Genomic DNA, 11540 nt, shown 5'->3' with positions numbered 1-11540 from the left:
TGCCCGCAAGGTTCGCGTGCGGGCTACGGGGTTTTTCGACAGCACATCCTGTGCTGGCGAAAAACTGGCCGGCATCCCTGCCGGCCACCCTGCGGGCTTTCCTTCGCCCGCCCGCCGCTGCAGAGGGGACCCAGGGTAGAGCGGCGCGCATCCTGCGCGCACTCTTCAGAGGAGCCAGATCAAGAGCGAGGCAACAGCGGAGCGGCGTTTTGCTGTGGCTGTTGCTTTTCGCTTCACCACCGAGTGCGGGCCACGATGGCCCGCTGCTCTACCCGGGGTCCCTTGCGCGGCGGTGAGTCGGGGTCGACAGGCCGCGCAGCGGGCGTTGCCAGGGATGGCAACGCCTTTTCGCCAGGGCAGGATGCCCTGTCGAAAAGCCCGGCCCCGGCTCACGGACTTGCCGGGCAGGATGCCCGGCAAGCGCCAAGCGGGGTGCCCCTCTCTTTGGTTACTTTCTCTCGGGCAAGCGAGAGAAAGTGACTCGGGCGCCGGAGGCGCACGAAAGCTCTCGCCTTTGATCCTTTTCGCGCTGAACAAAGCAACAGCATCGCGCACGACCGAAGGAAGTCCCTTGCGGACAAGGTGCGCTCCTGCAGCCACCATGGCGGATTAGCGCGGCCGCCAGCGCGTCTCGTACAGGTCGAAGCGGCGGTCCTTGAGGTTCTGCACGGCGCCAGCGTTGCGCGCGCTGGCCAGGCTTTCCAGGCGCAGGTCGGCGAACAGTACGGTCTCGATGTTCGGCGTGGAGTCCGCGGCGATGCCGTCGCGCGCGAATGGGAAGTCGCTCGGCGTGAGGATGCAGCTCTGGCCGTACTGGATGTCGAAGTTGTTGACGCCCGGCAGGTTGCCCACGTTGCCCGACAGCACCACGTAGCACTGGTTCTCGATTGCCCGCGCCTGTGCGCAGTAGCGCACGCGCAGGTAGCCCTCGCGCACGTCGGTGCAGAACGGCACGAACAGGATCAGCGCGCCCTGGTCGATCAGGTAGCGTGCGACCTCGGGGAACTCGGCGTCGTAGCAGATCATCACCCCGATCGGGCCACAGTCGGTCTGCACCGTAGCTGCGCTGTCGCCACCGGTGATGTTCCACACGTTGCGCTCGCTCGGCGTGGGGTGCAGCTTCTCGCGCTCGTGGATGGAACCGTCGCGCAGGCACACGTAGCAGACGTTGTGGATGTCGCCGTTGGCCTGCTCGGTGGGGTGCGTGCCGGCGATGATGTTGATGTTGTAATGGACGGCCAGACGGCTGAACAGTTCCTTCACCTGCGGCGTGTACTGGCTCAGCTTGCGGATCGACTCCACCGGCGACAGTTCGGTGTTCTCGATCGACAGCAGCTGCAAGGTGATCAGTTCGGGGAAGGCGACGAAGTCGGCGCTGTAGTCGGCGGCGATGTCGGTGAAATACTCGACCTGGGTGGCGAATTCCTCGAACGACTTGATCCGCCGCTGCTGGTACTGCACCGAAGCCACCCGCACCGAGTCGGGCAGCAGCCGCGCCGAGGTGATCGACGGGATGTCGGGCTGGTCGAGCAGTTGCGGGTTGCGCCAGGCCAGGTGCACGGCGTAGCCCAGCGATTCGTGGTCGGACGGCACATAGGCGCGCAGCACGCCGATCACCTCGAAATCGTTGGCCAGCTGGAAGCTCAGCGTCTGATCGCGGCGCCTGCCTTCCACCACGGCCTGCACGTAGGCCTCGGCGCTGCCGTAGCGCGCCATGTTCCGCGCCAGCCCCGGGATGCGCCCGCCGAACACGATGCCGCGCAGCTTGAGGTCGACGCACAGCCGCTTGCGCGCGCGGTACAGCCGCTGGCCGATGCGTATGCCGCGGTAGGCCGGGTGCACCACCACTTCCATGCCATACAGCCAGTTGCCGTCCGGCTTGTGCCGCGAGGCCATGCCGCCGGCGGTGATCTGCATCCAGGTGTGGGTGCTGAGCGCGGCGGCCTCGTCGATGCGGAAGGTGGCGCAGTAGCCCACGATCGCGCCTTCGTACTCGACCACGAACTGGCCTTCCGGGAAGTGCGTCTGCTGTGAACGCAGCATCTCGGCGGAATGGCCCCATTCGGGCGTGTAGATCCGCGCAGTGAGCTCGACCAGGGCTGGCACGTCGGCTGGAGTGGCCAGGCGCAGCCGCAGTTTCGGGGTGTTTTCGCTGGTCTTCCGGGTCATCGCTCGATTATGCCCGGCCCGGTCGCGGGCGCAGGTGAAAGGGACTTCACGGGGCCGGTTACACTGCGCGCATCGTGCACGGGAGCCAGACCGATGAGTGACAGCGCCGCCATTGCCCAGTTCAAGGCCGACCACCTGTGGCAGGCGCATGGCTGGCAGGCCGATGCGGTATTCGGCGTGGCCGCCGACGGGCGCCTGCTGGCGCCGACCGGCGCGCCCGCCGAGACGTTGGGTCGCTGGGTGCTGCCGGGCATGCCGAACCTGCATTCGCACGCGTTCCAGCGCGCGATGGCCGGCTTGGCCGAGCGACGCGGACATGCTGGTGCGATCTTCCCTGATCGCGAAGATCAAAAAGCGGCCGTCCCTGGCCGCACTCCTCAAAAAAGCGAGGACAACTTCTGGAGCTGGCGCGAGACGATGTACGCGTTCGCCGCCACGATCGGCCCGGACGAACTGCAGGCGATCGCCGCCCAGCTCTACGTGGAGATGCTCAAGGCCGGCTACACCAGCGTCTGCGAGTTCCACTACCTGCACCACCAGCCGGATGGCACGCCGTATGCGCCGCCGGAGGCGATGTCGCTGGCGCTGATCGAGGCGGCGCGCGAGGCCGGCATCGGCCTGACCCTGCTGCCGGTGCTGTACATGAGCGGCGGTTTCGACGGCCGTGCGCTGAGTGCGCGCCAGCGCCGCTTCGGCCACGCCGTCGATGCCTGGCTGCGCCTGCTGGAAACGCTGCGCCGGCAGCAGAGCGACGAGGTGAGCGTGGGCATCGCGCTGCATTCGCTGCGCGCGGTGCCGGAGCCGGCGCTGCGCGAGGTGCTGACCAGCGAGCTGGCGGCCAGCGGGCCGATTCACATCCATATCGCCGAGCAGGTCGGCGAAGTGCAGGACTGCCTGGCCACCCGCGGCGCGCGGCCGGTGGAATGGCTGTTCGATCACGCCGCGGTCGACGCGCGCTGGTGCCTGGTCCATGCCACCCACCTGACTGCGGCGGAAACCGCGCAGCTGGCGCACAGCGGCGCGGTGGCCGGGCTGTGCCCGACCACCGAGGCGAACCTGGGCGACGGCCTGTTCCCGCTGGCCGACTATCTCGATGCCGGCGGCACGCTCGGCATCGGCTCGGATTCGCACATCTCGATCTCGCCGGTGGAAGAACTGCGCTGGCTGGAATACGGCCAGCGCCTGGCCACGCGCCACCGCAACATCGCCGCGCGGCAGCCGGGCGACAGCGTGGGCGAGACGCTGTGGCGCGCCGCGCTGCGCGGCGGCGCCCGGGCCGCGGGGCGACCGCTCGGCGAACTGCGTGTCGACGCGCGCGCCGACCTGATCGTGCTGGACGATGGTTCGCCGCTGCTGGCCGCACGCGATGCGCGCTCGGCGCTGGACAGCTTCCTGTTCGCCGGCAATACGCCGCTGGTGCGCGACGTGATGGTCGGCGGGCGCTGGCAGGTGCGCGGTTTCCGCCATCGCGACGAGGAACGTATTGCGGCGCGTTATCGTGGTGTAGTATCACGATTGCGTTGATCCTGGCCGGTTCATCGGCAGGAGCCTGGGGGCGGGTATTCCTTTCCGATTTCCCGTCCGAGGCATCGCCTGCCAGTGGACTTTCGCGGCGATGGTCGGCGTGTCTGAGCGGCGTCTGATTTTCTCAACGAGTCAGCCAATGGGGGAGTTGCCATGCAAGGTTCCGCCGATCTGGGCAAGTTGGTGCTTCGCATCACGCTGGGTGTGCTGATCCTGTTCCATGGGGTGTCCAAGCTGATCCACGGGCCAGGCTATGTCCTCGGCGTGGTGACCGGGGCCGGCCTGCCGTCGTTCGTAGCCTACGGCGCGTACGTGGGCGAGGTGGTGGCGCCGCTGCTGCTGCTGGTCGGGTACTGGACGCGGGTCGGTGCGCTGATCATCGTGGTCAACATGCTGTTCGCGATCGGGCTGGTGCATATGGGCCAGCTCGCCACGCTGGCCGACACCGGCGGCTGGGCGCTGGAACTGCAGGGCATGTTCCTCGGCACCGCGCTGGCGATCATGCTGCTCGGCGCGGGCCGCTACAGCTTCGGCGGCAGCAACGGCCGCTGGAACTGAGCGGGCTTTCGTCCGCCATCGTTTGACCGGAACGCCCGCCTGCAACGGCGGGCGTTTCGTCTTCGCTCCGTGGCGCTCGCCCGGATGCTTCGCAGGCGCGGCGCGATTTGCCACACTCGGCGCTTTCCCCGATGCACCGCATGCGTACGAATGCTCCTGCCGCGGTGGGATTGGCGCTGGTCTCGGCGCTGTTCTTCACGCTCACCTATGTGCTCAACCGCAGCCTCGTCGCCGGTTCGCTCGACGTCCTTGCCGCGGCGCTGATCACCGGGTCGACCCGCTCGTCATCCTGCGTGCGATCGCTAGCGGCCTGCTCGGCCGGGCCGCGTTCCAGGGCGGCCTGCCGGTCGCGGCGCTGGGCCTGCTGCTGCAGTGGGCGATGTCGCTGCTGATTGCGGCGATCTTCGTGTTCGCCGCCGGGCGGATGGCCTGGCTGGGCCGGCGCTGGATCACTGCCGGCCTGCTTTATGGGGTGGTGGTGTTCGTGGTGATGGAGTACGTGGTGGTGCCGCTGTCCGCGGCGGCGAAGCCGCATTTCACCGCGCTCTCGTTCGTCGAGAACCTGCTGGCGATGTGCCTGTTCGGCCTGATCGTGGCGTTCTTCGCCCGCGGGGTTCGGCGCCGTTCGCCGCAAGCCGCCTAGCCCGGCAAGGCTGGGGCACCGGCGCGAGCTACACTCGGCGGGGTCGGGGCGTCGCGTGCTCCGGATTGAAAAGCGAGCCGATGACCGATCCTGCAGACGGGCTTGTCCACCACGGCACGCCCGCGTTCCGCCGCACCAACCTCGCGCTGTTCGCGGCGGGGCTGGCCACCTTCGGGCTGCTGTACTGCGTGCAGCCGCTGATGCCGCAGTTCAGTCACGACTATGGGGTGAGCGAGGCGGGGGCGGCGCTGTCGCTGTCGCTCACGACTGGCGTGCTGGCGTTCGCGATGCTGTTCGCCGGCGGCGTGTCCGACGCGCTGGGGCGCAAGTCGGTGATGGTGGCCTCGCTGCTGGCCTCGGCGCTGCTGGTGCTGGCCAGCGCGGCGATGCCGACCTGGGGCTCGCTGCTCGTGGTGCGTACGCTGCTCGGGCTGACCCTGAGCGGCCTGCCGGCGGTGGCGATGACGTATCTCGGCGAAGAGATGGACGCGGAGTCGATCGGCCTGGGCATGGGCCTGTACATCAGTGGCAGCGCGGTCGGTGGCATGGGCGGGCGGCTGATCAGCGGCGTGCTGGCCGACTTCTTCGGCTGGCGCATCGGCGTGGCGGTGGTCGGCGTGATCGGCGTGGTGGCCGCGCTGGTGTTCTGGCGCTTGTTGCCGCCGTCGCGGCATTTCACGGCACGGCCGCTGCGCTGGCGCAGCTTGCTGGGGCGCTTCGCCGGCATGTTCCGCGACCGCGGCCTGCCGTGGCTGTTCGTCGAGGGCTTCCTGCTGCTCGGCGCGTTCGTCACCGTCTACAACTACCTCGGCTACCGGCTGATGGCGCCGCCGTACGGGCTGAGCCAGGCGGTGGTGGGGTCGATCTTCGCCATCTATCTGATCGGCACGTTCAGCTCGGCGTGGATGGGGCACCTGGCGGGCAAGCTCGGGCGGCGCAAGGTGTTGTGGACGGCGTTCGCGCTGATGCTGGCCGGCGTGGCACTAACTGTGGCGCGGCCGCTGCCGCTGGTCATGCTGGGTATCGTGGCGATCACGTTCGGCTTCTTCGGCGGCCACTCCATCGTCAGCAGCTGGGTCGGCCGGCGCGCCGGCACGGCGAAGGCGCAGGCCGCGTCGGTCTACCTGTTCTGCTACTACATGGGTTCCAGCATCGCCGGCGCCAGTGGAGGGTTGTTCTATGCATCGCACGGCTGGAACGGCGTGGTGTTGTTCACCGGCGCGCTGGTGCTGGCCGGCTTGCTGATCGCGCTGCGACTGTTCCGCCTGCCGCCGCTGGTGAACGTGGCGACGCCGCCCACGCCGATGAGCCGGGGCGCGATGCCGTAGGAGCCGGGATTCGGAAGTTGGGGATTCGGGATTCGGAAAAGCCGAAGCTGGCGATGGGGTGCTCTTCCGAATCCCGAATCCCGAATCTCAAATCCCGGCCTTGAGCATGCCCTTCACCGCCTCGTAGTCGCCGTCGTTCGCGGCGGCGGGCAGGCCGAGCAGGTGGGTCATCAGCGGGTAGACATCCACATTCGGAAATGCCGGCAGCTTTGCGCCGACGCGGAACGCGGGGCCGTGCGCCACGAACAGCGCCTGCATCAGCGGTTCGGTATTGTCGTAGCCGTGCTCGCCCAGGCTCAGGCGGCCCTTGCGCTTGGCCGCGTAATCGCTGGTGGTGATGCGCCAGTGCACGTTCGCCAGGCACAGCAGCTGCGGCACGCGCGGATTCCTGCCGTAGGCCAGCCGCGCCGGCACGCGGGTCTTGTCCCAGCACTGCATGTGCGGGTGCGGCTGCTCCAGGGTCTGTTCGACCTTCGCGAAGTCCGCGCGCGCCGCGGCGCTGTCCGACGTCGGGTTGAAGCCGGCCAGGATGCCCATGTTGACCATCTGCACCTGGTCGAGCGGGACCAGTTTGTCGATCATCACGCTGTTCGCTTCCGGCACGCCGGCCATGCCGTGGTCGGACAACACGATCAGGTTGATGTGGTCGAACAGGCCGCGTTGCTTCAGACCGTCCACCAGCCGGGCCAGCGCCGCGTCGGTGCCGCGCAGCGCGGTGTTCACCTGCGTCGTGTCCGGGCCGTAGACATGGCCGGCGTGATCGACCTCGTCGAAGTACAGGGTGAGGAAGCCGGGCCGTTCGGCATCCGGCAGGTCCAGCCACGCCAGCACCTGGTCCACCCGCTGGTCGGCGGTCACGCTGCCGTCGAACGGCTTCCAGTAATCCGGATGATGGCCGTGGATGTCCGCCTCCGAGCCGGGCCAGAACATGGTGGCGGTGCGCACGCCGTGCCGGTCCGCCGTTTCCCAGATCGGCGTGCTTTCGGCCCACCAGCGGCCGTTGCTGACCGCCTCGCGGTTGCCCAGCGAGAACTTGCCCAGTCGCGGATCGAACATGGTGTTGTTGACCACGCCGTGATGGTCCGGGGTGAGGCCGGTGACGAGGGTGTAGTGGTTCGGGAACGTCAGCGAAGGGAACGCCGGTTGCATCGAGGCGGCTTGCACGCCGCCTTGCGCCAGCATCGCCAGAGTCGGGCTGAGCCCGCGCTGCAGATAGTCATGACGGTAGCCGTCGATCGAGATCAGCAGCAGGGGGGCGGGTTTGCTGGCCGGCGCGGCGAGGGTGACTGCCGGCGTGGTGGGGCGTTGCGTGGCACAGCCGTAGCTTAATGCTGCCAGTGAACACAGCAGCAGGCGAAACAGGATTTTCATGCAGGGAACCTTACGATGTGCTCAAACCATCCTGCATGATTGCGCACCATCATGACCATTTCACATCCCGCCTGGCACCCCCCGTTTCTACGCACGCTGTTGGTGGGTGTACTCGCGCTCGCTCCGCTGGGCGCCGCGTGTGCCTGGCAGCAGTCCGGCACGCAGCCGGTGATCCGGCCGGTGCCGCCGAGCGTGCGCTTCCAGCAGGACGCGCAACAGCAGCACGTGCGCGACGAATTGCAGAAGAGCCAGCTGCAGCAGCAGCTTCGCCAGGGCGTGTCGGACAAGGCGAAGCTCCCGGCGGACGCACGCGGCCGCCGGCGACTCGATCAGGCCGACCAGGCGCAACGCGAGCGCGATCGCGCCCGGCAACAGGATCTGCTCGACCGTGAGCGCGATACGTCGAACCTGCCCCGGGTGGTGCCGCAGGCACTGCCGGCAGTCGCGCGCAGCGGCGGCTGACGTTCAACCAAACCATCGCGTAGGGCGGGCAGTGCCTGCCGCTTTCGCCTTGTCGCGACAACACAACGAGAAGGCAAGAGCTGGCGGGTAGTGCCCGCCCTGCAGGAAGCGGCAAGCGTCGCGCGTCAGCCGAACAGGTCGCCGTGCGCGATGCGCTGTTCCAGGTCCAGCAGGTAACGCTTCGTCGGCAGGCCGCCGCCGAAGCCGGTGAGGCTGCCGTTCGCGCCGATCACCCGATGGCACGGCAGCACGATCGGCAGCGGGTTGCGCCCGTTCGCGGCGCCGACCGCGCGCACCGCCAGCGGCTTGTCGATGCGCCGGGCCAGTTCGCCGTAGCTGATGGTGGCGCCGTACGGAATCCGCCCCAGTTCGTGCCACACCTCCAGCTGGAACGGCGTGCCGACGGGATGCAGCGGCAGTTCGAAGTGCTGGCGCTCACCGGCGAAGTATTCCTGCAGCTGCACGCGGGCGAACTTCAGCGGTGCGGCTGCGCGGGCCCAGCCCGGATGCGCCTGCTTCGGATGGCGTTCGCGCTCGAACCAGATCTCGCGCAGGCCGTGGCTGTCCGCGACCAGGCGCAGCGTGCCGACCGGGCTGGTCATTTCGTCGTAGTAGATCGTGTCGGGCAGGTTCGTCATGCGATCGCCTCTGGTTTTTTCCGGCGTGCCGGCGACGGTGCTTCCGATGCACTGCGCCACAGATGGATGACGGCGTACGCGCGCCACGGGCGCCACGCGTTCGCACACGCGGTCAGCGCTTTCGTGCTGAGCGGCACAGCATCCGTCGCCGCCTCGCGGCGCAGGATCAGGTCCGCCGCCGGGAACGCGTCCGGCGCGCCCAGCGCGCGCATCGCGATGTAGTGCGCCGTCCATTCGCCGATGCCGGGCAGCACGACCCAGCGCGACACGAACGCATCCAGCGATTGCCCCGCGCTGAAATCCACGCGGCCGTCCAGCAGCGCCTGCGCCATGGTGCTGACCGTCGCGGCGCGCGCCGCGGTCAGGCCGATCTCGCGCAGGTCCGCCTGCGCCAGCGCTGCCGGCGTCGGGAACAACCGCTCCAGTCCCGGCAGCGGCGCCGCCGGCAACGGCTCACCCCAGCGTTGCACGATGCGTGTCGCCAGCGTGCGCGCCGCCGCCACGCTGACTTGCTGGCCGAGGATCGCGCGCACCGCGATCTCGAAACCGTCCCAGCCGCCGGGCAGGCGCAGGCCGGGGTGGCGGGCGACCAGCGGGCCGAGCACGGCGTCGCGGCCGAACGTGTCCGTGATCGCCTGCGGGTTCGCGTCCAGGTCGAACATGCGCCGCAGCGTCGTCACCACGCCGAGCAGCCGCGTCGGCTGCGGACAATGCAGTTGCAGCTGCAGCGCATGTTCGCCACCGGGCCACGCGCTCAGGCGCAACCAGCCCGGTGCATCCGCCGGACCGAACACGCGCGCATAGCTGCGCTCGTCGACAAGTTCCACGCCCGGCAGCGCGCGCGTGCGCAGGAACGCGAGCAGCCTCGGAAAATCGTACGGCGGCCGGTAGCCGAGCCGCAGCAGCAGCGCCGTACCGGCCGCTGCGTGCGGGTGCCGACGCAGCTCGCGCGGCGCGATGCGGTTCGCCTGCGCGAACGCCGCGTTGAAGCGGCGCAGGCTGCGGAAGCCGGACGCGAGCGCGACTTCCGTCACCGGCAGCGCCGTTTCCGTCAGCAGTTGTTTCGCGAACAGCAGCCGCCGCGTCGTGTGCACGCTGATCGGCGCTGCGCCGACGCGCTCGACGAACAGCCGGCGCAGTTGCCGCGCACCGATGCCGACGCGTGCGGCCAGTGCGTCCAGCGACTGTTCCGCCAGCGCGCCGGCCTCGATCAGCTTCAACGCGCGCGCCACCACATGGTCGCCGCGCTGCCACTGTTCGTTGCCCGGCGCCAGTTCCGGCCGGCAACGCAGGCACGGCCGGAAGCCGGCCGCTTCCGCGGCAGCCGCGTTCGCGTAGTAATGCACGTTCTCGCGCTTCGGTGTCGGCGCCGGGCATACCGGCCGGCAATAGATGCCGGTGCTGCTCACCGCGGTGAAGAACAGCCCGTCGAAGCGCGCGTCGCGGCTGAGTCGCGCCTGTTCGCAGACATGCGGGGCGGGCAGGGCAGGCGGTTCTTTCATGGGTGCAGGCTAGCACCACGGCGACGGCGTGACTCGCCGTTTTCGGACATCCATGTTGCGCGAACGGGCCGGTCAGGGCGGCGGTTTCAACGGCCAGGACGTCAGTTCGCGTGGGCGATCCACGCAAGCGTCGCGCGTGCTTCGCTGCAGTGCCTTGCTTGACCGCGCCATCAGGTGCTCGTACGGCGCGCCGGCCCACACTACGTACGGCGCAACCGTGTCCGGATCCGCGCGGGTATCTCGGTCCTGGTGTTTGCCGGACAACCTTCACCGTGACTTGCGTCGGTCGTGCCGGACTCCCGCGGCGCGAGTCGATCAATCGCCCGCCATGCGGGCTGCTTCAGGTGGCCTGCGAAAACTTATCGCGAGCCGGTTGTAGGCATTCATCAGGCCGATGGCGATGGTCAGGTCGACCAGTTCCTTCTCGCCGAGTACTTCGGCCGCCCTCTGGAAGTCGTCGTCGGGCACACCCGTTCGCGCCACTTGCGTTGCCGACTCGGCCCAGGCGACGGCTGCTCTTTCTTCCACGTCGAACAGCTCGCCGGCTTCGCGCCAGGCCTGGAGCAGTGCAAGTTTCTCGCCGGTCACCCCCTCCTTGATCAGGGCCCGTGCATGCAGGTCCAGGCGGTATGCGCAGCCATTGATCTGGCTTACCCGCAGATAGACCAGATCGATCAGCCGCGTATCCACGCCGGACTGCGCGACGTAGCCGTAGACGCCACCGAGCGCCTTGACTCCGGCCGGGGAAACCTTCGTGTAATCGATGCGTTGTGACCTGGAGCCTGCCTAGTTTTGCGGGGTTGTCAGGCGCGTGTCGCTGGTGTCGACGATGAACACGGCGAGCAACTTGGCAGGGGCGGACTTGCTCGCATTGCGGCTTATCCGATGATGCGCGCCGGGCTCTTCATAGAAACTCTGGCCCGCCGTGTAGACCCGCGCGGGCCCATCGTCGACCTGGCTTTCGATCGCACCCGATACGACATAGGCGTAGATGAAGGCCGACTTCGCGTGGATATGCGGTTGCGACGCTTCGCCCGGGCGGTAGAGCACTTCGACGGCGACGAGGGACTTGCCCGGGATATTGGAGATCGCGTGCGAAAAATTCGGCGCGACGGTTTCGCCCGGCGCATGTGCACTCGCTGCGGCCGTGAGCGACAGCGCGGCGATGGCGAGCAGGGTGGCGAAAATGGCCTTGGTTCTCATAGAGGGGACTCCTGGTGAATGCGACGCATCCTACGCTTGGTTTGGTTCACAAAAAAGAACCAAGAATGAGCCGCTTGCAAAATTCCCGCTGAAACCGGTCTAACCGGATCAACCCGTGCGTCGTCGGTTGTTTTTTGACCCC

At 68.3% G+C, this 11540-nt stretch carries 11 protein-coding genes; 5 read left to right on the top strand and 6 right to left on the bottom strand.

Translation table 11 applies throughout. The annotated features are described in order from the left end of the window. Window positions 1-609: 609 nt before the first annotated feature. Window positions 610-2169 (bottom strand): GNAT family N-acetyltransferase, encoded by a 1560-nt coding sequence (locus AC3WTD_RS18185; RefSeq protein WP_492614621.1) that lies wholly within the window; start codon window positions 2167-2169, stop codon window positions 610-612. Between the two features lie 93 nt (window positions 2170-2262). Between AC3WTD_RS18185 and AC3WTD_RS18180 the strand changes: the two genes are divergently transcribed. The 4 genes from AC3WTD_RS18180 to AC3WTD_RS18165 all read left to right on the top strand — a co-directional run bounded on the left by AC3WTD_RS18180 (window position 2263) and on the right by AC3WTD_RS18165 (window position 6222). Continuing rightward, on the top strand, window positions 2263-3693 hold the full coding sequence (locus AC3WTD_RS18180; RefSeq protein ID WP_492614620.1) for a formimidoylglutamate deiminase: 1431 nt from the start codon (window positions 2263-2265) through the stop codon (window positions 3691-3693). 153 nt (window positions 3694-3846) lie between these two features. Beyond that, window positions 3847-4251 (top strand): DoxX family protein, encoded by a 405-nt coding sequence (locus AC3WTD_RS18175; RefSeq protein ID WP_027491871.1) that lies wholly within the window; start codon window positions 3847-3849, stop codon window positions 4249-4251. A 379-nt stretch (window positions 4252-4630) separates the two neighbouring features. Next, the gene (locus AC3WTD_RS18170) at window positions 4631-4894 is read left to right on the top strand and encodes a hypothetical protein (protein WP_235642212.1); all 264 of its coding nucleotides are present in this window, start codon (window positions 4631-4633) and stop codon (window positions 4892-4894) included. A gap of 80 nt (window positions 4895-4974) precedes the next feature. Next, complete coding sequence (locus AC3WTD_RS18165; protein ID WP_492614619.1) at window positions 4975-6222, top strand: MFS transporter; 1248 nt, start codon at window positions 4975-4977, stop codon at window positions 6220-6222. 87 nt (window positions 6223-6309) lie between these two features. On the opposite strand, the gene AC3WTD_RS18160 is transcribed toward AC3WTD_RS18165, so the two are convergent. Beyond that, on the bottom strand, window positions 6310-7593 hold the full coding sequence (locus AC3WTD_RS18160; RefSeq protein WP_492614618.1) for an alkaline phosphatase family protein: 1284 nt from the start codon (window positions 7591-7593) through the stop codon (window positions 6310-6312). Between the two features lie 51 nt (window positions 7594-7644). On the opposite strand from AC3WTD_RS18160, the gene AC3WTD_RS18155 reads away from it, so the two are divergent. Then, window positions 7645-8055 carry a hypothetical protein gene (locus AC3WTD_RS18155; RefSeq protein WP_027491874.1) on the top strand — a complete coding sequence of 137 codons (411 nt, stop codon included), beginning with the start codon at window positions 7645-7647 and terminating at the stop codon, window positions 8053-8055. 125 nt (window positions 8056-8180) lie between these two features. Here the strand turns inward: AC3WTD_RS18155 and AC3WTD_RS18150 are convergent, their stop codons facing one another. From AC3WTD_RS18150 to AC3WTD_RS18135, 4 genes are all read right to left on the bottom strand, one after another. Next, window positions 8181-8693, bottom strand: a complete 513-nt coding sequence (locus AC3WTD_RS18150; protein ID WP_492614617.1) for a methylated-DNA--[protein]-cysteine S-methyltransferase — start codon at window positions 8691-8693, stop codon at window positions 8181-8183. Further along, window positions 8690-10195, bottom strand: a complete 1506-nt coding sequence (locus AC3WTD_RS18145; protein ID WP_492614616.1) for an AlkA N-terminal domain-containing protein — start codon at window positions 10193-10195, stop codon at window positions 8690-8692. The genes AC3WTD_RS18150 and AC3WTD_RS18145 overlap by 4 nt, the downstream gene beginning before the upstream one ends. Before the next feature lie 315 nt (window positions 10196-10510). Continuing rightward, complete coding sequence (locus AC3WTD_RS18140; RefSeq protein WP_492614622.1) at window positions 10511-10960, bottom strand: carboxymuconolactone decarboxylase family protein; 450 nt, start codon at window positions 10958-10960, stop codon at window positions 10511-10513. Between the two features lie 21 nt (window positions 10961-10981). After that, window positions 10982-11398: a cupin domain-containing protein gene (locus tag AC3WTD_RS18135; protein ID WP_492614615.1), complete on the bottom strand. Its 417-nt coding sequence runs from the start codon at window positions 11396-11398 to the stop codon at window positions 10982-10984. Between the last annotated feature and the right edge of the window lie 142 nt (window positions 11399-11540).

This window comes from Rhodanobacter sp. FW106-PBR-R2A-1-15 (assembly GCF_058789735.1).
This window is presented reverse-complemented; position numbering and strand designations above follow the sequence as displayed.

Excerpts from the sequence above, each read along its gene's own strand:
- AC3WTD_RS18165 (WP_492614619.1), top strand. The coding sequence starts at position 4,975 with ATGACCGATCCTGCAGACGGGCTTGTCCACCACGGCACGCCCGCGTTC.
- AC3WTD_RS18145 (WP_492614616.1), bottom strand. The coding sequence starts at position 10,195 with ATGAAAGAACCGCCTGCCCTGCCCGCCCCGCATGTCTGCGAACAGGCG.
- AC3WTD_RS18155 (WP_027491874.1), top strand. The coding sequence starts at position 7,645 with ATGACCATTTCACATCCCGCCTGGCACCCCCCGTTTCTACGCACGCTG.
- AC3WTD_RS18170 (WP_235642212.1), top strand. The coding sequence starts at position 4,631 with ATGTCGCTGCTGATTGCGGCGATCTTCGTGTTCGCCGCCGGGCGGATG.
- AC3WTD_RS18185 (WP_492614621.1), bottom strand. The coding sequence starts at position 2,169 with ATGACCCGGAAGACCAGCGAAAACACCCCGAAACTGCGGCTGCGCCTG.
- AC3WTD_RS18180 (WP_492614620.1), top strand. The coding sequence starts at position 2,263 with ATGAGTGACAGCGCCGCCATTGCCCAGTTCAAGGCCGACCACCTGTGG.
- AC3WTD_RS18175 (WP_027491871.1), top strand. The coding sequence starts at position 3,847 with ATGCAAGGTTCCGCCGATCTGGGCAAGTTGGTGCTTCGCATCACGCTG.
- AC3WTD_RS18150 (WP_492614617.1), bottom strand. The coding sequence starts at position 8,693 with ATGACGAACCTGCCCGACACGATCTACTACGACGAAATGACCAGCCCG.
- AC3WTD_RS18160 (WP_492614618.1), bottom strand. The coding sequence starts at position 7,593 with ATGAAAATCCTGTTTCGCCTGCTGCTGTGTTCACTGGCAGCATTAAGC.
- AC3WTD_RS18135 (WP_492614615.1), bottom strand. The coding sequence starts at position 11,398 with ATGAGAACCAAGGCCATTTTCGCCACCCTGCTCGCCATCGCCGCGCTG.